This window comes from Pseudomonas sp. G1002, from assembly GCF_013385455.1.
GTDB lineage: Bacteria > Pseudomonadota > Gammaproteobacteria > Pseudomonadales > Pseudomonadaceae > Aquipseudomonas.
Map to the genome: position 1 here is coordinate 52,818 of NZ_JACAPY010000018.1, position 17,804 is coordinate 70,621.

General features: G+C 61.3%; 19 protein-coding genes. 6 read left to right on the plus strand and 13 right to left on the minus strand.

Going from position 1 to position 17,804, the window contains the following annotated elements:
• Nucleotides 1-27 precede the first annotated feature (27 nt).
• The 5 genes from HX801_RS08675 to HX801_RS08695 form a co-directional block, all read right to left on the minus strand.
• Nucleotides 28-879 carry a DMT family transporter gene (locus HX801_RS08675; protein ID WP_087692724.1) on the minus strand — a complete coding sequence of 284 codons (852 nt, stop codon included), beginning with the start codon at nt 877-879 and terminating at the stop codon, nt 28-30.
• 114 nt (nt 880-993) lie between these two features.
• Nucleotides 994-1,371: a DUF1493 family protein gene (locus tag HX801_RS08680; RefSeq protein WP_177021895.1), complete on the minus strand. Its 378-nt coding sequence runs from the start codon at nt 1,369-1,371 to the stop codon at nt 994-996.
• Nucleotides 1,372-1,539: 168 nt separating this feature from the next.
• Nucleotides 1,540-1,704 (minus strand): hypothetical protein, encoded by a 165-nt coding sequence (locus HX801_RS08685; RefSeq protein WP_177021880.1) that lies wholly within the window; start codon nt 1,702-1,704, stop codon nt 1,540-1,542.
• 109 nt (nt 1,705-1,813) lie between these two features.
• On the minus strand, nt 1,814-2,407 hold the full coding sequence (locus HX801_RS08690; protein ID WP_177021896.1) for a putative adenosine monophosphate-protein transferase Fic: 594 nt from the start codon (nt 2,405-2,407) through the stop codon (nt 1,814-1,816).
• Nucleotides 2,407-2,577 (minus strand): YhfG family protein, encoded by a 171-nt coding sequence (locus HX801_RS08695; protein WP_003213201.1) that lies wholly within the window; start codon nt 2,575-2,577, stop codon nt 2,407-2,409. The genes HX801_RS08690 and HX801_RS08695 overlap by 1 nt, the downstream gene beginning before the upstream one ends.
• 209 nt (nt 2,578-2,786) lie before the next feature.
• On the opposite strand from HX801_RS08695, the gene HX801_RS08700 reads away from it, so the two are divergent.
• From HX801_RS08700 to HX801_RS08710, 3 genes are all read left to right on the plus strand, one after another.
• Nucleotides 2,787-4,724 carry an ATP-dependent DNA helicase RecQ gene (locus tag HX801_RS08700; RefSeq protein WP_177021897.1) on the plus strand — a complete coding sequence of 646 codons (1,938 nt, stop codon included), beginning with the start codon at nt 2,787-2,789 and terminating at the stop codon, nt 4,722-4,724.
• A gap of 114 nt (nt 4,725-4,838) precedes the next feature.
• Nucleotides 4,839-5,696, plus strand: a complete 858-nt coding sequence (locus HX801_RS08705; protein ID WP_134325551.1) for a M15 family metallopeptidase — start codon at nt 4,839-4,841, stop codon at nt 5,694-5,696.
• 60 nt (nt 5,697-5,756) lie between these two features.
• Complete coding sequence (locus HX801_RS08710) at nt 5,757-6,188, plus strand: thioesterase family protein (protein ID WP_003213207.1); 432 nt, start codon at nt 5,757-5,759, stop codon at nt 6,186-6,188.
• 89 nt (nt 6,189-6,277) lie between these two features.
• Here the strand turns inward: HX801_RS08710 and HX801_RS08715 are convergent, their stop codons facing one another.
• The 4 genes from HX801_RS08715 to HX801_RS08730 all read right to left on the minus strand — a co-directional run bounded on the left by HX801_RS08715 (nt 6,278) and on the right by HX801_RS08730 (nt 11,159).
• Nucleotides 6,278-6,760: a glycine zipper domain-containing protein gene (locus tag HX801_RS08715; protein WP_008435777.1), complete on the minus strand. Its 483-nt coding sequence runs from the start codon at nt 6,758-6,760 to the stop codon at nt 6,278-6,280.
• A 231-nt stretch (nt 6,761-6,991) separates the two neighbouring features.
• On the minus strand, nt 6,992-9,340 hold the full coding sequence (locus HX801_RS08720; RefSeq protein ID WP_177021898.1) for an FdhF/YdeP family oxidoreductase: 2,349 nt from the start codon (nt 9,338-9,340) through the stop codon (nt 6,992-6,994).
• Nucleotides 9,337-10,176, minus strand: coding sequence for a formate dehydrogenase accessory sulfurtransferase FdhD (fdhD, locus tag HX801_RS08725; RefSeq protein WP_008435774.1), 840 nt, complete (start codon nt 10,174-10,176; stop codon nt 9,337-9,339). The genes HX801_RS08720 and fdhD overlap by 4 nt, the downstream gene beginning before the upstream one ends.
• A gap of 95 nt (nt 10,177-10,271) precedes the next feature.
• The gene (locus tag HX801_RS08730; RefSeq protein ID WP_003213213.1) at nt 10,272-11,159 is read right to left on the minus strand and encodes a LysR family transcriptional regulator; all 888 of its coding nucleotides are present in this window, start codon (nt 11,157-11,159) and stop codon (nt 10,272-10,274) included.
• Nucleotides 11,160-11,289: 130 nt separating this feature from the next.
• Here HX801_RS08730 and lysM point away from each other — a divergent pair, with 130 nt between their 5' ends.
• Entirely contained in the window at nt 11,290-11,730 is a 441-nt protein-coding gene (gene lysM, locus HX801_RS08735; protein ID WP_177021899.1) for a peptidoglycan-binding protein LysM, read from the plus strand.
• A gap of 120 nt (nt 11,731-11,850) precedes the next feature.
• Here the strand turns inward: lysM and yrfG are convergent, their stop codons facing one another.
• On the minus strand, nt 11,851-12,513 hold the full coding sequence (yrfG, locus tag HX801_RS08740; RefSeq protein WP_003213217.1) for a GMP/IMP nucleotidase: 663 nt from the start codon (nt 12,511-12,513) through the stop codon (nt 11,851-11,853).
• A gap of 87 nt (nt 12,514-12,600) precedes the next feature.
• Here yrfG and nudE point away from each other — a divergent pair, with 87 nt between their 5' ends.
• Nucleotides 12,601-13,167: an ADP compounds hydrolase NudE gene (gene nudE, locus HX801_RS08745; protein ID WP_003213218.1), complete on the plus strand. Its 567-nt coding sequence runs from the start codon at nt 12,601-12,603 to the stop codon at nt 13,165-13,167.
• Nucleotides 13,164-14,000: a 3'(2'),5'-bisphosphate nucleotidase CysQ gene (gene cysQ, locus HX801_RS08750; RefSeq protein WP_003213220.1), complete on the plus strand. Its 837-nt coding sequence runs from the start codon at nt 13,164-13,166 to the stop codon at nt 13,998-14,000. Before nudE ends, cysQ begins: the two co-directional genes overlap by 4 nt.
• Nucleotides 14,001-14,113: 113 nt before the next feature.
• On the opposite strand, the gene HX801_RS08755 is transcribed toward cysQ, so the two are convergent.
• From HX801_RS08755 to HX801_RS08765, 3 genes are read right to left on the minus strand one after another with little or no spacing between them, the layout of a single operon-like run.
• Entirely contained in the window at nt 14,114-14,569 is a 456-nt protein-coding gene (locus tag HX801_RS08755) for a YiiD C-terminal domain-containing protein (protein ID WP_087692720.1), read from the minus strand.
• A gap of 27 nt (nt 14,570-14,596) precedes the next feature.
• Entirely contained in the window at nt 14,597-15,982 is a 1,386-nt protein-coding gene (locus tag HX801_RS08760; protein WP_003213224.1) for a sigma-54 dependent transcriptional regulator, read from the minus strand.
• Nucleotides 15,979-17,787, minus strand: a complete 1,809-nt coding sequence (locus HX801_RS08765; protein ID WP_023659335.1) for an ATP-binding protein — start codon at nt 17,785-17,787, stop codon at nt 15,979-15,981. The genes HX801_RS08760 and HX801_RS08765 overlap by 4 nt, the downstream gene beginning before the upstream one ends.
• Nucleotides 17,788-17,804: the final 17 nt, after the last annotated feature.

Sequence of the window (17,804 nt, forward strand, 5' to 3'; positions counted from 1 at the left end):
GTGGGCGGCTTTTTTGTGGGCGAAGGATCAGTCGACGAGGTGCAGAACCACGGCTCCCACTAACACCAGCACCACACCGGTCACTTGCACCGCTGACAGCCGCTCCTTGAAAAACACAAACCCCAGAATCGCGGCGATCCCACCGGACAGGGTGCTGATCACCGTCACCACGGAAACCGACCCCGCCATTGCGCCCCACGAGAACGCCGAGAACCCACCCAGGTTCATCAGGCTCGCGCTGGTCAGCGTTGCGCAGTTTTTCAGCGGTGGGATTTTCAGGCCGTCTTTGATCTTAAGCACCATCAACACCAGGACGCACAGGCCAACCAAATACCCAAGCCAAAGCATCGTGACCGGGCCAAGCGTCGGCAGGGTGTAGCGGCCCTGCACCCAAAAGCTTGTGCCGTAGAGCAACGCTGCGAGCATCGCGTAGGCGATTGAGCGGCTGGAACTGTTGTGAGGGACGCCATTGTCCTTGTGAATGCTGGACAGGATCACGCCAATTACGCAGAGAGCGATGCAGCCGAGTTGGATCAGGCTGATGTGTTCGCCGCTGGCCCATGACAGCAAAGTAGTCACGACACCGTAGGACGTCACCAGCGGCGCGACAATGGCCGCTTTGCCCAGCGAGAAGGCCTTGGACAGCGCAAGGGCGCCGGAGACGGTCAGCAGGGCTGCTGCGGCTCCCAGGAGCCAGACACTCAAAGGCGCCGCGAGGGATTTGACGAGGAAGGCCGGGAATATGACCAGCAGCAGGGTCATGATCAGGAAGCCCAGCGCCTGGCCGAAGTACACCGCGCGTTTGACGCCGACAGCTCGGGCGTTGAGGCCCACGAGGAAGTCCGTGCCGCCCCAGAGCAGGGCGGCCAGCAGGCCCATTAGTACGTCCATGTAAGGTCCTTGTTATTTTTTGAAGGCTGCGGTGTATTGGCTTATAGGTGTGCTGACTGTCCGGGCCTCATCGCGGGCAAGCCCGGCTCCCACAGTTGATCTTCAGCGTGTTTGGGGTTTGTGTTCGCTCAGGTTTTCCAGGGTTTGGGTGTCCCAGCGTTGGGTCTTGATCGCGAGGTATAGCATGCCGATGGTCAGCGGGATTTTGTCGCCGCGGCCTTTGGCACGGTGTTTCAGGAAGACGTCGAATACGGGAGGTTGGAAGTAACGATAAGCGTCGTAGTCGTTCAAGTCGACAGCGAAGCCTTGCTCCAGCGCTTCCATCAATTGATTGGCTTCGGCGCCGTCGCAACCCAGGTCCAGGTTGATGGCCGTTTCAAGGCGCAGCGTCTTATGTTCAGGCAGGCCAATTTCTTCATGCAGCAGTTGCAAGAGCTGTTGCATGGCAAAGTCTTCAGGAAAGTTGGGGGCCAGGTTCATGGTGGTTACGCGTGAGTGGGCAGGGCGACTGACTTTATCGATCGAACCGTGATCCTTCAAACGAAACAGGTCAAATGTGGGAGCCGGGCTTGCCCGCGATGGCGGTGTTTCAGTGGTAAAGGTGTTGTCTGACACTCCGCTATCGCAGGCAAGCCAGCTCCCACATTTCTAGCTCTGCGACTGCTCAGATGGCGTTCGCTTTACGGCGTCGGTGGTGGTGAGTTGCATCATGCCGGTTTGGGCGGCTTCCAGTAGATCGCAACCGTCCTGGACGAGCAGGTACAGGGCGTTGGTGATGTACTGATCGTTCCCACGCTCCGCGTGGGAATGCATTCCGTGACGCTCCGCGTCACCAGTGTTCATGGCTTGGGTCGTGCGCGGATGACGGGACGCGGAGCGTCCCTGGCGGCATTCCCACGCGGAGCGTAGGGAGCGATCGGGGCTAGCGCGGGGTGCTGATACACCGCTCGAAAATCGCCTCCAACCCCCGATAATCACACGCCACCGCATCGATGTTCGCCGGTATCCACGCTGCGTTCTTCACCAGCCACCAGTTCACTGAAAACCCGGCATTCACGATGATCTGCTCGAACAGAATCCGCTGCGCCCGGCCATTCCCTTCGCGAAACGGGTGGATCACGTTGAGGTCGCCATAGGCCTCGGCAATTTGCGTCACCAACTCCGCCTGCGTCACCCCGACAAACCAGTTCGCCTGCGCCATGTGCTGGATGATCTTGCTCGCCTCAGGCGGGATACGCTCCGGTGTGCAGAACAGCGTGTCGCCTTTCTGGATGTTGACCGTACGCAGTTCCCCGGCCCATTCGTAAATGTCTGCGAACAGGGTGCGGTGGATGTATTGCAGGCGTTCCAGGTCGTAGGGCGGGGGATACAGCGGAAGGCTGCCGACAGCGATTTCAGACAGTTCCCGCTCGGCCTGGTGCAGGCGTTCTTCGTCGAACAAATCGAGGCGGTTACGCAGGACGCTGCTACCGGGGTAGCAGTACGGGTCCTGGCCCACGCCATATTTGTCGAGCATCAGCGTGGGGTGTTGCGGTACTTGGCGAGGACGGCTTCGCGGGTCGGCAGGGGTTTGTCGACGTCGGCGGGCTGGGTGTCGAACCCTTCCAGGCGCAGGCTGGCCAGGTAGTTGGAACGACGGATCTTGTCGTAGTGATCCTGCTTTTGCTCAAACGTCAGTTCGGCCATGACAGCGTCCTCTCGGTGCGAAGGTTGATTGTAGCGCAATGAGTTTCGAGATGCGTCCCGCGTAAGGTTGGAACGATTCTTACGGGTGCCTACTCCACTTCCCAGGCTGTGTATCATCCAGACTCTTTTTTCCTTGCGACCTTTCTCGATTCGCTGAATGCGCTGGTCTATGTTTTGGGCTCGTTCAGCGGTCAATGGAGTGACAGCTTATGCACAACACCCTCCAACAGGTCTTTGGTTATCCACAGTTTCGTTTGGGCCAGGAGGCGGTGGTCAGTGCCGTGCTGGCCGGCCGTTCGGCGGCGGCGATTTTTCCCACCGGTTCCGGCAAGTCCCTGTGTTATCAACTTTCCGCCGTGTTGCTGCCGCACCTGACGCTGGTGGTGTCGCCGTTGCTGGCGCTGATGCAGGACCAGTTGGGTTTCCTGCAGCGCCACGGTATCTCGGCGGGCAGCATCGACTCGGCCCAGAGCCGCGATGATGCCAATGACGTCATGGCCCGGGCGCGTTCGGGCGAGCTGAAGATCCTGATGGTTTCCGTGGAGCGCTTGAAGAACGAGCGCTTTCGCAACTTCCTGCAAAGCGTGCCGATCTCGCTGCTGGTGGTGGATGAGGCTCACTGCATTTCCGAATGGGGCCATAACTTTCGCCCGGACTACCTGAAGCTGCCGGATTACCAACGCCAGTTCCGCATCTCCCAGGCGCTGCTGCTGACCGCCACGGCGACGCCCAAGGTGATCGCCGACATGCAGGCCAAGTTCGCCATTGCCCCTGACGATGTGATCACCACCGGCTTCTACCGCTCCAACCTCAACCTGCTGGTTGAGCCCGTCAGTGGCCAGGACAAGCGACGACGGCTGGTGACGTGGATGCAGGAGCGAGCCAATCAGCCAAGCATCGTCTACGTCACGCTGCAAAAAACCGCGGAGCAGATTGCCGAGCATTTGAATCGCAATGGAATCCAGGCCGAGGCTTATCACGCGGGCCTGGCTCACGATAAGCGGGAGGCCATTCAGAAGCGATTCATGGGCGGTCAATCCAACTGCATCGTCGCCACCATTGCCTTCGGCATGGGCATCGACAAAAGCGATATCCGCAACGTGGTGCACTTCGACCTGCCCAAATCCATCGAGAACTACAGCCAGGAAATCGGCCGTGCCGGGCGTGACGGGCAGCCGTCTGAGTGTCTGGTTCTGGCCAACCGCGACAGCCTGAATATCCTGGAAAACTTTGTGTACGGCGATACGCCGGAACAGGAAGGTATTCGCCGAGTCCTGGAGGAAATACAGGCGGTCCGTGCCGATGGACAGTGGGAGTTTATGCTCCGCTCACTGTCGGACCACAGCAACATCCGTGAACTACCGCTGAAGACCTTGCTCGTGCAGCTTGAACTCAAGGCTGTGATCGCGCCGCGCTACGCGTTTTATGCCGAATACCGCTTCAAGTATTTGATTGAACCAGAGGCATTGCTGGCGCGTTTTACCGGCGAGCGGCAGCAGTTTGTCGCAGCGATTATCCAGGTCTGCAAACGGGCGAAAACCTGGGCGACGGTGGACTTCGACGCGCTGTATCAACAGCACCAGGCCGAGCGCAACCGGGTGGTGAAGGCCCTGGATTACTTTCAGGAACAAGGCCTGATCGAGATGGAAAGCCGGCAGATGACCGAGGTTTACGCCCTGCTGAATACCGACTTCGATCCACAGGCGCTGAGCACGGAGTTATACACAGGCTTCAAGCAGCATGAGGTGACGGAGGTGGCGCGAATTCACGCCATGCTGGATCTGTTCGCGACACAGGAGTGCCTGGGTTACCGCCTGGCGCACTATTTCGGCGATGAAAACGCGCCCCGGCAGTGCGGGCACTGCTCGGTGTGCCACGGTAACGTCGCCCACTTGCCGGCGCCGCCGAGCTTGCCGCCGCTTGTGGATAAAAACTTTCTCGCGCTGTGCGGTGAATTTATCCACAGCCACCATGAGTACAGCGGCGACTTGCCAAGCGCGGAGCGGCTGACACGGTTTTTATGCGGTCTCAGCGTGCCGTTGTTTACCAAGCTGAAGGCACGAGGGATTCCAGGTTTCGCGGTACTGGAGGAGTATCCCTATGCAGAGGTTCGTGAATGGGCGGAGGCAGGGTTGGAGGCACTCTGATTTCCGGTCTGGAAGGTCGCGCTTTCCCTTCCAGTGGCAGACGCCGCCGACAGCCGGACCGTGCCCGCAGGTGAGAAGGTTTGACGCTTCACTTCTTCTGCAAAGGAATTGCCCATGGCTTTTGGTTTTTCTCGTGGTGTTGTCCCCGGCGTCTTGCTGTTCGCCGGGTTGCTGGTCGCACAAGGCACGCTGGCCTCGGTCATCCCGTTGAGCGTGAATGACTGTCGGCAGATGCAGCTTCGCAACACCATCACCGCCGCCAATCCATTGCCCTGCGCACGCCTGGCGCGGGTGACGTTCAGCTATGTGGACTTTGGCGGAGTGCTGCATAACAACGGGCAGCTCGTGGTGCTGGATGCCATCGCACCCCATGTGGAGGAGATCTTCAGGCAGTTGCTGCAACGTCGGTTCCCGGTGCATCAGGCGGTCAGGCTGGAAACCTATCGAGGCAACGACAAGGTCTCGATGGCCCGCAACAATACCAGTGGTTTTAATGGGCGCCAGGTCAGTGGCGCTTCGGGGTGGTCGCTGCACGCCTATGGCGCCGCAATTGACCTTAACCCTCTGCAAAACCCATTCGTTTTGTTCGGGCGTAACCCGCGAGGTGAATTCACCGGCCAGGCCACTGTTGAGCCCAGGGCAAGTACCGCGACTGCCGTTAACCGCCTGGATGCCCGCCCCGGCAAGCCGGCGCGCCCTGGCCGGGCAGAAGAGGTGATTGACCTGTTCGCCGAACACGGCTTTTTGACCTGGGGTGGTTATTGGGATTTTCCGCTGGATTACCAACACTTCCAGATCGGCCGGCGTTCGTTCGTGGAGTATCTGGCGCGGGTCACGCCGCAGCAGGCCAGCGCTGCAGTCGAGACCTATATCACCGCCTATCGCCAGTGCCTGCAGCAATCGGCCGAGACGGATCAAGCGCTCAAGCGTATGGCGTGCGTCCAGCAAACGATTGAGCAAAGCCCAACCTAGGCTTGCGGGTAGTGCTTGAACCCAGTATCAAGAGAGCCTCCTCCTGCCCGGGTTTTACCGATGACCAACGCCATGCCACAACGCGCCGATTACCGCCACTTCCAGCCGATCATCACGCGCTGGCACGACAACGATGTATATGGCCATGTGAATAACGTCACCTACTACAGCTTCTTCGACACCGCGGTGAATACCTATCTGATCGAGCAGGGCGGGTTGGATATTCATGACGGCGAAGTGGTTGGGTTTGTGGTGAGTTCGGCGTGCGACTACTTCGCCTCGATTGCCTTTCCGGACCGCATCGAGATCGGCCTGCGGGTGGGCAAGTTGGGCAACAGTTCGGTGCAGTATGAGTTGGCGGTGTTCAAGGCGGGAGAAGAAGATGCCTGTGCTGCGGGGAGGTTTGTGCATGTGTTTGTGGATCGGGCGTCGAACCAGCCGGTGACGATCCCGGGGATGTTGCGCGAGGCGTTACAGCGATTGGTGATCTGAATACGATCTGCGAAGCAATGAAAATCAAATGTGGGAGCGGCGCACCGCCGCTCCCACATTAAACCCGCGTTGTTCTTTCGATTCGCGTGTTACCGGTGGTGGCGATAGTGATGCTTGTTTTTGCGATGCCCATAAGCATGGCCGCGCCCGCGATGGTCATCGCGGTCATAACGGCGGTTATCGCGCCCACGGTAACGACGATCATCGTCATCGCTCTTGTTGCCCATGTAGTTGCCCAGTGCACCACCGGCGCCACCGCCGGCTGCTGCGCCGATCAGGCTGCCGGTGCTGCCGCCGACACTGCGACCCACCACGTTGCCGCCGGCCGCGCCCAATGCGCCGCCAATGGCTGCTTCACCGCGGCTGCGCTTGTCTGCGCCGACCGCACTGCCGCCCGCGCCGCCGAGTGCTGCACCAATCGCCGAGCCGGTGTTACCGCCCAACTGCTGACCTACGACAGAACCTAGAACCCCGCCCAATGCGCCGCCCACACCGGCTTCGGTGGTGCCACCGGCCATGGCTGCGCCACTGACCAGGCCAAGGGACAACAAGAGAATCGAGGAGAACTTCATAGAGGAACCTCAAGAGGATGACGGCGCGATCCTGAGGTTGTATCGAGACGGTGACAATCGAAACCCGACCAGTGGTATGGGTTGTATACAATTCTCTAAGTTACTGTTTTGTATGAGGAACTTAAGTGAGTTTTGCGAGTCTTTAGTTACTTCGGAACGGCCGCTTTTATGCAAAAGCGGCCTTTTTTGTGCCCGTAAGAAACTCGGGTGCTGTCTGTGGCGAGGTGTCGCTTAGGCCGACTTCGCCATGATCAAGCCGGTTGCACTCGCTGCTTCCAGGCGGATCGCTACAAACTTCGACGTTGGCGTATGGCTGCCATCCCCCGTGCTTTCCAGCGGCACCAGCGGATTCACTTCCGGGTAATAAGCCGCAGCCTGCCCCGCCGGAATATCAAATGCCAGCAAGGTAAAGCCTTTCACCCGACGCTCACGGCCGTCGTCCCAGATCGACACGAGGTCAGCCTTCTGCCCCGGCTTGAAGCCTAGGCGGATGATGTCGGCTTCGTTGACGAACAACACATCCCGCTGGCCCTTGACCCCGCGATAGCGGTCGTCCAGGCCATAGATGGTGGTGTTGTACTGATCGTGGGAGCGCATCGACTGCATGATCAGGTCCGGCAATTGCCCGGTGTTGCGGGTGCGTTCGTGCACCAGGTCCTTGGGCAGGATGTTCGGGCGGAAGTTGGCGCGGCCCGACGGGGTGTTCCAGCGACGAGCGCCAGCCGAGTTGCCCAGGTAGAAACCGCCCGGGTTTTTCAGGCGCTCGTTGAAGTCCTTGAAGCCCGGAATGGTGTCGGCGATCAGGTCGCGAATACGGTCGTAATCGGCCACCAGCCAGTTCCAGTCCACCGGCTTGCTGCCCAGGGTGGCGGCGGCAATGCCCGCTAGAATCGCAGGCTCGGATTTCATCTGTTTCGACAGCGGCTGCAGTTGGCCGTTGGAGGCGTGGACCATGCTGAACGAGTCTTCAACGGTCACGGCTTGCGGGCCTTCGGCCTGGATGTCGATGTCGGTGCGGCCCAGGCATGGCAGGATCAGCGCGTCCTTGCCATGCATCAGGTGGCTGCGGTTGAGCTTGGTGCTGATCTGTACGGTCAGGTCGCAATTGCGCAGTGCTTCAAAGGTGCGTGGGCTGTCCGGGGTGGCTTGGGCGAAGTTGCCGCCCAGGCCGATAAATACCTTGGAGCGGCCTTCGAGCATGGCGTGAATCGCTTCCACCACGTTGTGGCCGTTATCGCGCGGCACCTGGAACTGGAAACGACGCTCCAGGGCATCGAGGAACGCCACCGGCGGGCGTTCGTTGATGCCCATGGTGCGGTCGCCCTGCACGTTACTGTGGCCACGCACCGGGCACAGGCCCGCGCCCGGGCGGCCGATGTTGCCGCGCAGCAGCATCAGGTTGGCGATTTCCTGGATGGTCGGCACCGAGTGGCGATGCTGGGTGATGCCCATCGCCCAGCACATGATCACGTTCTTGCCTTTGGCGTACATGCGCGCCGCTTGCTCGATCTCTACCAGGGTCAGGCCGGACTGCTCGACGATTTCATCCCATGAGGTGTCGTCGATCTTGCCCAGGTAATCCAGCACGTTGGCGGTGTGTTCGTTGAGGAAGTCGTGGTCGAACACGGCCTCCTTGCCTTCGGCCTGGGCCTGGCGTTCCCACAGCAGCAGGAACTTGGCCATGCCCCGCAGGATGGCCATGTCGCCTCCCAGCGCCGGGCGGAAGTAGGCGGTGTTGGTTGGCTTGTCGCCGTTGGTGAGCATTTCCAGCGGGTGTTGCGGGTGCTGGAAGCGTTCCAGGCCACGCTCTTTCAGCGGGTTGATGCACACCACCTGGGCGCCGCGTTTTACCGCTTCGCGCAGTGGCTCCAGCATGCGTGGGTGGTTGGTGCCGGGGTTCTGGCCCCAGACGAAAATCGCGTCCGCATGCTCGAAGTCATCGAAGGTCACGGTGCCTTTGCCCACGCCCACGCTTTGCGCCAGGGCGACGCCGCTGGCTTCGTGGCACATGTTCGAGCAATCCGGGAAGTTGTTGGTGCCGTAGGCGCGCACAAACAGTTGATACAGGTAAGCCGCTTCGTTGCTGGCCCGGCCCGAGGTATAGAACTCGGCCATGTCCGGGTTTGGCAGTGCATTGAGGTGCTTGCCGATCAAGTCGAAAGCCGATTCCCAGCTGATGGGTTTGTAACGGTCGGTTTCGGCGTCGTAGCTCATCGGCTCGGTCAGGCGGCCCTGATACTCAAGCCAGTAGTCGCTCTGCTCCAGCAGCGCGCTGACGCTGTGCTTGGCGAAGAATGCCGCGTCGACCCGGCGCTTGGTGGCTTCCCAGTTGACCGCCTTGGCGCCGTTCTCGCAGAACTTGACCATGCCGCTTTCCGGCGAGTCGCCCCAGGCGCAGCCCGGGCAGTCGAAGCCGCCGTTCTGGTTGGTCTTGAGCATCATGCGGATGTTTTTCAGCGCGTTGTCGCTGGTCAGCCAGGCTTGCGCCACGCTGATCAGTGCGCCCCAACCACCCGCCGGGCCTTTATAGGGCTTGTAGCGCGGGGTGGGTTTGTCGTCGGCTTGATGATGATTACTCACGCTTGATTCTCCATCGCAGGGCTATAGACCCGCGGCGCACTTTTCTGCGGCAGGTGGATGAGATTGAGGTTGTGCCGGCGAGCCCATTGCAGGGCCAGGCCGGTGGGCGACGACAGGCTGACCAGGGTCTGGATGCCCGCACGCAAGACTTTCTGGATCAGTTCGAGGCTGCAGCGACTGGTAACAATCGCCAGGCCGCCGTCGGTCGGAATCTTTTGGCGGATCAGCGCACCGATCAGCTTGTCGAGGGCGTTATGCCGGCCGATGTCTTCACGGCCCAGCAGCAATTCGCCCTGGTTGTTCATGAACACCGCCGCATGCACCGCGCCGCTGTACTGGCCCAGCGGTTGGAACGCGCTGATGCGCTGGCGCAGGCCATCCAGCCATTCGGCAGGCGGCAACGGCGCGCCGGGCAACACCTTGAGGTTGGGCAGCGCCTGCTCCACGGCTTCTACGCCGCACAGCCCACAGCCACTGGTGCCGGCGAGTTGCCGGCGCTGCTGCTTCATATTCCAGAACGCGCGGCTGGAAATCTGCACCTGAGCGTATTGGGTCGAGCCCGAACCGCTGATTTTCAGGTCATAAATGTCGCTAACGTCTTCGATAATGCCGCTACCGATGCTGAATCCGACAATAAAGTCTTCAAGGTCGGTTGGCGTCACCAGCATCACCGCCTGGCTGATGTCGTTATAGGCAATCGCCAACGCAACTTCCTCGGCAAGCGCGGTGCTGGCCGATTCGGTGTGTTCGAGATTACAAAACTGGTAGCTCTGGCTGGCGGCGGGCGCGGGCGTTTCGAGGGCGGGCGCCGCGCAGACTGGGCGCTGGGCGTTCATTGGGCATTACCACCGGGAGTATTCAGCTGTAAGACTAGGCGCGACAAAGGGTCGCGTCTAATCGTCAGTACTGATCTACCGATAGATGCCGTCGATCAAGTCTCGATCAGCGATTTCTGGTACAGCGCAAAACACGCTTCCGCCAAGGCCGAACGGGGTGCACTGCGGCGCATGATCAACCCCAGGCGAGCCAAAGTGTGAGCGTCTTCAATGGGTTGCAGGCGCAGGTGCTCGGTGAGGGCGTCGAGGCCGCCGTCCAGTGGCATCACCGCGCAACACAGGCCGCCGTGCACCGCTTGTAACAATTGATGGACGGCATCGGTCTGTAACAGTGGCTGCGGGTTGAGGCCACGGCTGTGAAAATTGTGGTCGATGGACTGGCGAAAGTGCATGCCGCTGGTGAGCATGCCCAGGGGCAGTTCGATCAGCGCCTCCCAACTCAGGGGCTTGTCGCCGAAGCTGAAGAACCGTTGGTCGTACAGCAGGCCCATGCGGGTTTCGCCCAGGGCCAGGGAGTCGAAACGTTCGGCGTCCAGGCGCTCGAGGTACGACACACCGAGGTCCAGGCGGTTGCTGGCAAGTTGTTCAAGGATTTGCTCGGAGCTTAACGCGGACAACTCAAAGCGCAGGCTGGGGTGTTCCTTGTGCAGCTTCTGCATCAACGCCAGCGGATCGAAGCTCGACAACGGCACCACCCCCAGGCGCAACGTGCCTACCAGGTTGCCGCGACACGCAGCGGCCTCGGCCTGCAAGCCGTCATAGGCCGCCAGCACCGTGCGTGCCCAGGCAAGCACGCGTTCGCCGGGGGCGGTAAAGCCTTCGAAGCGCTGCCCGCGATTGACCAGCGGCAACTGCAGCTCTTCCTCCAGGCTGCGCAGGCGCATCGACAGGGTCGGCTGGGTGATATGGCAGCGCGCCGCCGCCTGGCCGAAGTGACGGGTTTCGTCGAGGGCGATGAGGAATTTCAGCTGTTTGATGTCCATCTTCGCTCCGGGCTTATTCCAATGCGGTGGGATTCTAGCGTGTTTGGGTCTTTGGTCAGGCTGGAACCCAATTCTGTAGGACTGGTCTAGTCTTTGGCATCTGGAAATTAAATCCCAAGGAGAGCGCACCATGAGTCTTTTAAGCTTTGTTAAGGAAGCAGGCGAGAAGTTGATTGACCTGTTGACACCGGGTAATGCCAACGCGAGCGAGCAGTTAAAAGAGCACGTGGCCAAGGTTGGATTGGGTAACCCCAATGTGCAAACCACCGTCGACGGTGACAAGGTGACCGTGACAGGTGAAGTCGCCAGCCAGGAAGAGAAAGAGAAGATATTGCTGGCGCTGGGCAACATCGCCGGCGTTGCGAGTGTTGATGACCAGATCACTGTTTCCGGTCCAGTTGTCGCGGCGGCCCGCTTTGTCGTGGTGAAAAAGGGCGACACCCTGAGCGCTATTTCGCTGGCGGTGTATGGCAACGCCAACCAGTACAACAAAATCTTCGAAGCCAACAAGCCGCTGCTGTCCCATCCGGACAAAATCTACCCAGGGCAGACGCTGCGTATTCCTGAGTAATCCGCGGACCCAATGTGGGAGCGGGCTTGCTCGCGAATGCGGTGTGTCAGTCAATATATTCAGTGGCTGACACACCGTATTCGCGAGCAAGCCCGCTCCCACATTGGACCTTCAGTGTTGTTACAAACCTACGATCAAGTCCCGGTAATCCCCAACCGCTGCAAACTCCGCCGTGTCCTTGGGCCCCTTCCGGCTGTCCGGTTCCTTCACCGCCAGCAAGTGCCCCACGCCAAAATCCCGGGCGCTACGCAGGATCGGCAAGGTATCGTCGATAAACAGGCTGCGGGCCGGGTCGAAGGCGATATCGGCGTGCAGGGCGTCCCAGAACTGCGGGTTTTCCTTGGCAAAACCATAGTCATGGGAGCTGATCAGTCGCTCGAAATAAGGCGCCAACTCGATGCGTTCCAGCTTCAACGACAGCGAATCCCGATGGGCGTTGGTGATCAGGATCACCCGCTTGCCCGCCTGTTTGATCGCCGCCAGGAAGGTGTCGGCATCCGGGCGCAAGGCAATCAGGTGCGCGGTTTCCAGCTTGAGCTCGCGTACCGGGATCTTGAGTTCGGCGCTCCAGAAATCCAGGCAATACCATTGCAACTGTCCGGCGTTACGCTCGAACAGCGGCTGCAGCTCCATCTCGGCCATGGCCCGGCTCACACCATGCAACTCGGCATAGCGCTGGGGCAGGTGCTCCATCCAGAAATGGTTGTCGAAGTGCAGGTCGAGCAAGGTGCCGTCCATGTCCAGCAGGACGGTGTCGATGGCGTGCCAGGGCAATGGAGGCATAAAGAACACTCATGTAAGAAAAGATATCCGACACAGACAATCGGAAAAGCCACGGTATAGTAACCCGATCACGCCAAGGAGCCGCTCATGCGCCAGAAACCCACCGTCCTCGCCCGCGAAATAGTCGCCAGTAGCCGTTTGTTCCGCGTGGAGGAAGTGCAATTGCGCTTTTCCAATGGCGTGGAGCGGACCTACGAGCGCCTGGTGGGCAGGGGTGCCGGATATGGCGCGGTGATGATCGTGGCGATGATCGACTCGGACCATGCGTTGCTGATCGAAGAATATTGCGGCGGCACCGACGAGTATGAACTGTCACTGCCCAAGGGCCTGATCGAACCGGGCGAAGACGTGTTGGCGGCAGCCGACCGTGAGCTCAAGGAAGAAGCCGGTTTCGGCGCCCGCCAGTTGGAGCACATCACCGAGCTGTCGCTGTCCCCCGGCTACATGAGCCAGAAAATCCAGGTGGTGCTGGCCACCGAACTGTATGAAGAGCGCCTGGAAGGCGACGAGCCCGAGCCGATGCGCGTCGACCGGGTCAACCTGCGGGAGCTCTCGCAGTTGGCGCAGAACGAGCAGTTCAGCGAGGGCCGCGCGTTGGCCGCGCTGTACCTGGTACGCGACCTGTTGACTCAACGTGGAGCGTTCCAGCCATGAGCGAACTGTTCCTGGGTCACCCGTTTATTGCCCCCGCGATCGAATTGGCCCGCCAGGCTGGCGAGGTCATCCTGCCGTATTGGCGCGCCGATGTTGCCGTCACCACCAAGACCGATGATTCACCGGTCACTGCCGCCGACTTGGCTGCCCATCACTTGATCCTCGCCGGTCTGACTGCCCTGGACCCGAGCATTCCGGTGCTCTCGGAGGAAGACGCCGACATTGACCAGAGCGTGCGCGCCGGTTGGCAGCGCTGGTGGCTGGTGGACCCGCTGGATGGCACCAAGGAATTCATCTCCGGCAGCGAGGAGTTCACCGTCAACATCGCGCTGATCGAAAAAGGTCGCGTGGTGTTCGGTGTGGTGTCGATGCCTACCAGCGGTCGGTGCTACTTCGGGGGGGCCGGGCTGGGTGCCTGGCGTTCCGATGTAGGTGCTGCGCCCAAGCAAATCCAGGTGCGCCAGACCCCGGCGAGCGGTGAAGCATTTACCGTGGTTGCCAGTCGTCGCCATACGAGCCCTGAACAGGATCGCTTGCTCGCTGGCTTGAGTGCCGGATTGGGCGAGTTGAAGCTGGCCAATATCGGCAGTTCTTTGAAGTTTTGCCTGTTGGCTGAGGGCAGCGCCGATTGCTACCCGCGCCTGGCGCCCACCTCGCAGTGGGACACCGCTGCGGCACAGGGTGTGCTGGAAGGAGCGGGCGGTGAAGTGCTGGAATTGAATGGGCAGCCGTTCAGTTACCCGGCGCGGGAATCGCTGTTGAATCCGTTCTTTTTGGCACTGCCGGCCAAGGCTGAATGGCGTGAGCGGTTGCTGACTCTGGCCCGTTCTTAAACACAGCGCCGATCAAAAATGTGGGAGCGGGCTTGCTCGCGAAGGCAGTGTGTCAGTCACCAGATGTATTGGCTGATCCACCGCTTTCGCGAGCAAGCCCGCTCCCACATTTGTTATGTGTGCAGGACGTACTGCCCGGTAAAGGCCACGGCCCGCTCTTCACTGCCCTCGTTGACTATCCATGTCTCCAGCGCCAAGCGCGCCCGGCCATACCGTTTATAGGTCGCCAAAAACCGCTTCCACACCTTGTCATCAGGCGCCTGGCAAATCGCCGTCGCATCGGTAGTCACCGGCAGCGGATAACTGATCTGCCCTTCCTGAATCACGATATGCCCGTCTTCAATCCCTTCCTCACGCAACTGCAAATGCAGCCAGCCCCAACCTGCCAGCACGGCGCCGCAATACAGGCTGCCGCCAAACATGGTGCTCTTGTGGTTGATGTTGGCGTCGAGCGGCAAGCGCAGTTGCAGCTGCCGGTCCTGCCAGTCGATAACCTTGAGGCCCATTTCCCGGGTCAGGGGAATGTCGTGGTGAAGGATCGATTCCAGGTAACGGCTATCGCGACTCATGGTGGCCTCGTGGCAGGGGGAAAAGGGTCATTCGTCGTCAGCGTGACTGTTGCCGCTGTCAGCGAAGTTCAGCCCGTGCTTGCGCAGTTTGTCGTGCAGGGTTTTACGCGGCACGCCCAATGCCTCGGCGAGGCTGCGCATGGAATTGTGGGTGCGCGCCAGTTCGGCGGCGATCAGGCTTTTTTCAAACTGTTCGACCTGTTCGCTCAAGCCGCCGGGCGTGCTGGTGAGGATGCCCGGCGAAGGGCTGTCCGGGGTGCTGTCCAGCGCCAGTTCAAGGCCCAGGGCGAAACGCTCGGCGGCGTTTTGCAGCTCGCGCACATTGCCCGGCCAGCTGTGACGCAACAACAGCGCGCGCTGGCCCGGTTGCAGCTCTTTCATCGGTAGCCCGTGGCGCGTGCTGGCTTCGTCGGCAAAGTGCTGGAACAGCATCAGCGCATCCTCACCCCGTTCGCGCAGCGGTGGAATGCGCAGCGGCGCAACGTTGAGGCGGTAATACAAGTCCGCCCGGAAGCGCCCCTGGTCGGCGGACTGGCGCAGGTCTTCCTTGGTGGCGGCGATGATGCGGATATCCAGCGGGATCAGTTGGTTGCCCCCCAGACGCTCCACCACACGCTCCTGCAACAGCCGCAGCAGCTTGACCTGCACATCCAGGCTCATGCTTTCGATTTCGTCGAGAAACAGCGTGCCGCCGTTGGCGAATTCGAATTTGCCGATGCGCCGCTTCTGGGCGCCGGTAAAGGCCCCTGGCTCATGCCCGAACAACTCGCTTTCCACCACCGACTCGGCCAGGGCGCCGGCGTTGATCGCCACAAACGGGCCGCTGCGGCGGTTCGACAGATCGTGCAGCGCACGCGCTACCACTTCCTTGCCGGCACCGGTTTCACCGAGGATCAGCACATCAGCCTTGGTCGCCGCCAGCGCGCCAATCTGCTCGCGCAGGCGCAGCATTTGCGGGGAGTGGCCCACCAGGCGTGTACTCAATTGCTGACGGTCGCTCAGGGCCAGGCGCAGGCTGCGGTTGTCCAGCACCAGGCGGCGCAGGGCCAGGGCGCGGCGCACGCTGTCGAGCAGGGCGTCACTGGCGAAGGGTTTTTCCAGGAAGTCGTAGGCGCCGGTGCGCATCGCCTGCACCGCCAGTGGCACGTCGCCGTGGCCGGTGATCAGCAGTACCGGCAGCTCCGGGTCCTGGGCGTGGAGTTCCTTCAACAGTTCCAGGCCGTCCATGCCGGGCATGCGGATGTCGCTCACCACAACCCCCGGCCAATCCCGGGACAGGCGCGCGGTCAGGCCCTGGGCTTCGCCGAGGGTCAGGACTTTCAGCCCGGCCAGGTCCAGGGTCTGGCAGAGGGCCTGACGCAGGTGTGGATCATCGTCGATCAACACCACCTGAATCTGGTTATCGATACTCATACACTGCGGTCCTCGGACGGTTGCAGACTGACACCCGGTGCTCCGGCGCGCAGTTTCAAGGTTAACAGTGCGCCGCCTTCCTTGTGGTTGGCGAACAACAGTTCACCGCCAAAGGCGCGCATCAGGGTGTCGCAGATCGCCAGGCCCAACCCCAGGCCCTGGGTGCGGGTCTTGGTGGTGTAGAACGGCTCGCTGGCGCGGCCCAGGGCTTCCATGCAGAAACCCGGGCCGTTGTCGCGAATGTACAGGTTGACGCCCTGTTCGGTGGTTTGGGCACTCAGCCAGAGTTTGCGCGGCGGGCCTTTTTCGGTCAGGGCGTCCAGAGCGTTGGCCAACAGGTTGCCCAGCACCTGGCGCAGGCGGGTTTCGCCGGCCGCCACCCACAAGGTGGCCTCGGGCAGGTCGCGGATCAGTTCCACTTCCATTGCCCGCCGCCGCTTGGCCAGCAGCGCCAGGGCATCGTCCAGGGCCGGTTGCAGGGCCACGCTTTCCGGCGCATGCCGGTCGCGCCGGGCGAAGGCGCGCAAGTGAGCGATGATCGAGGCCATGCGCCCGGTCAACTCGCTGATCAGCTTGAGGTTGCCACGGGCGTCGTCGGTGCGCTCATGGTCGAGCAAAATCCCGGCGTTTTCCGCGTAGCTGCGAATCGCCGCCAACGGCTGGTTGAGTTCATGGCTGATACTCGCCGACATGGTGCCCAGCGCCGACAACTTGCCGGCCTGCACCAGGTCGTCCTGGGCGCGCACCAGTTCCTGCTGGGCATGTTCACGTTCCAGCACTTCCTGTTTCAGGCGCCGGTTGAGGCCTTCCAGGTCGCTGGTCCGCTCGATCACGCGCATCTCCAGTTCGCGACGGGCCTTGGCTTCGAAGGCGATGCGTTCCAGGTAGTGACGACGGCGCTGCATCATCAGGCCGAGCAACAGCATCAGCACCAGCAAGGCGGCGCCACCCACCGCGACCACGGTGCGCACCGGGCGGCTGATCAAGGTGCGCGGCGCGAGAATCTCGACTTTCCAGCCGGTTTCGGCGATGTCGGTGGATTGGCGCACCCACGCCGTCGGGCTGAGGCTCAGCGGCTGCGGGTCGCGGGTCGGATAGGGCTGGATGGCGATGATGGCGCGGCGTTCTTCATCCGTCAGCGGCCGGGTGGCGCGAAAGCGCCATTGCGGGCGCGAGGTCAGGATCACCACGCCGTTGTGGTCGGTGACCAGCAGTTGTTCGGGGGTGTTGCCCCACAGGCTTTCGGTGTGGTCCAGGTCGACCTTTACCACCAGCACACCGATGATCTTGTCGCCATCGCGTACGGCGGCGGCGAAGAAGTAACCGCGCTTGGCCGAGGTGGTGCCCAGGCCGAAGAAGCGCCCGAGGCGCCCGGCCATAGCTTCGCTGAAGTAGGGGCGAAAGGAAAAATTACGCCCGACGAAGCTGTCCTGCTTGTCCCAGTTGGACGCGGCGAGGGTCTTGCCGGTGGTGTCCATCAGGTACATCACTTCCACCCCGGCCTGGGCGGCGACGTCCTTGAGCAGGTGGTTGGCGTTGACCAGGTTGGTGCTGACGTGAGGCGCGTCGATGGCGGTGCGCAGGGCCGGCAGGTCACCGAGGATTTGCGGCAACACTTCGTAGCGATGCAGGGTGCCCAGCAGGTTGGCGACGTACAGGTCCAGCGTCTGGCGGTTCTGACCGGCCAGTTCGTTGCGGTAATAACGCTCTGCCAGGTGCTCCAGCGGCCACAACAGCGGTGCCAGGCATAGCGCCAGCAATGCCAGGCTGCGCCAGCGGGGTCTTCGCGGAAGGGGTGGAGTCATGGGAGTCGTGCGCCTGT

Bases quoted from the DNA above. Each gene is read 5' to 3' on its own strand.
- fdhD (WP_008435774.1), bottom strand. From the start codon at position 10,176: ATGAACGCCCAGCGCCCAGTCTGCGCGGCGCCCGCCCTCGAAACGCCC.
- HX801_RS08675 (WP_087692724.1), bottom strand. From the start codon at position 879: ATGGGCCTGCTGGCCGCCCTGCTCTGGGGCGGCACGGACTTCCTCGTG.
- cysQ (WP_003213220.1), top strand. From the start codon at position 13,164: ATGAGCGAACTGTTCCTGGGTCACCCGTTTATTGCCCCCGCGATCGAA.
- nudE (WP_003213218.1), top strand. From the start codon at position 12,601: ATGCGCCAGAAACCCACCGTCCTCGCCCGCGAAATAGTCGCCAGTAGC.
- HX801_RS08765 (WP_023659335.1), bottom strand. From the start codon at position 17,787: ATGACTCCACCCCTTCCGCGAAGACCCCGCTGGCGCAGCCTGGCATTG.
- lysM (WP_177021899.1), top strand. From the start codon at position 11,290: ATGAGTCTTTTAAGCTTTGTTAAGGAAGCAGGCGAGAAGTTGATTGAC.
- HX801_RS08755 (WP_087692720.1), bottom strand. From the start codon at position 14,569: ATGAGTCGCGATAGCCGTTACCTGGAATCGATCCTTCACCACGACATT.
- HX801_RS08685 (WP_177021880.1), bottom strand. From the start codon at position 1,704: ATGCATTCCCACGCGGAGCGTGGGAACGATCAGTACATCACCAACGCC.
- yrfG (WP_003213217.1), bottom strand. From the start codon at position 12,513: ATGCCTCCATTGCCCTGGCACGCCATCGACACCGTCCTGCTGGACATG.
- HX801_RS08705 (WP_134325551.1), top strand. From the start codon at position 4,839: ATGGCTTTTGGTTTTTCTCGTGGTGTTGTCCCCGGCGTCTTGCTGTTC.
- HX801_RS08700 (WP_177021897.1), top strand. From the start codon at position 2,787: ATGCACAACACCCTCCAACAGGTCTTTGGTTATCCACAGTTTCGTTTG.
- HX801_RS08695 (WP_003213201.1), bottom strand. From the start codon at position 2,577: ATGGCCGAACTGACGTTTGAGCAAAAGCAGGATCACTACGACAAGATC.
- HX801_RS08730 (WP_003213213.1), bottom strand. From the start codon at position 11,159: ATGGACATCAAACAGCTGAAATTCCTCATCGCCCTCGACGAAACCCGT.
- HX801_RS08680 (WP_177021895.1), bottom strand. From the start codon at position 1,371: ATGAACCTGGCCCCCAACTTTCCTGAAGACTTTGCCATGCAACAGCTC.
- HX801_RS08690 (WP_177021896.1), bottom strand. From the start codon at position 2,407: ATGCTCGACAAATATGGCGTGGGCCAGGACCCGTACTGCTACCCCGGT.
- HX801_RS08715 (WP_008435777.1), bottom strand. From the start codon at position 6,760: ATGAAGTTCTCCTCGATTCTCTTGTTGTCCCTTGGCCTGGTCAGTGGC.
- HX801_RS08710 (WP_003213207.1), top strand. From the start codon at position 5,757: ATGACCAACGCCATGCCACAACGCGCCGATTACCGCCACTTCCAGCCG.
- HX801_RS08760 (WP_003213224.1), bottom strand. From the start codon at position 15,982: ATGAGTATCGATAACCAGATTCAGGTGGTGTTGATCGACGATGATCCA.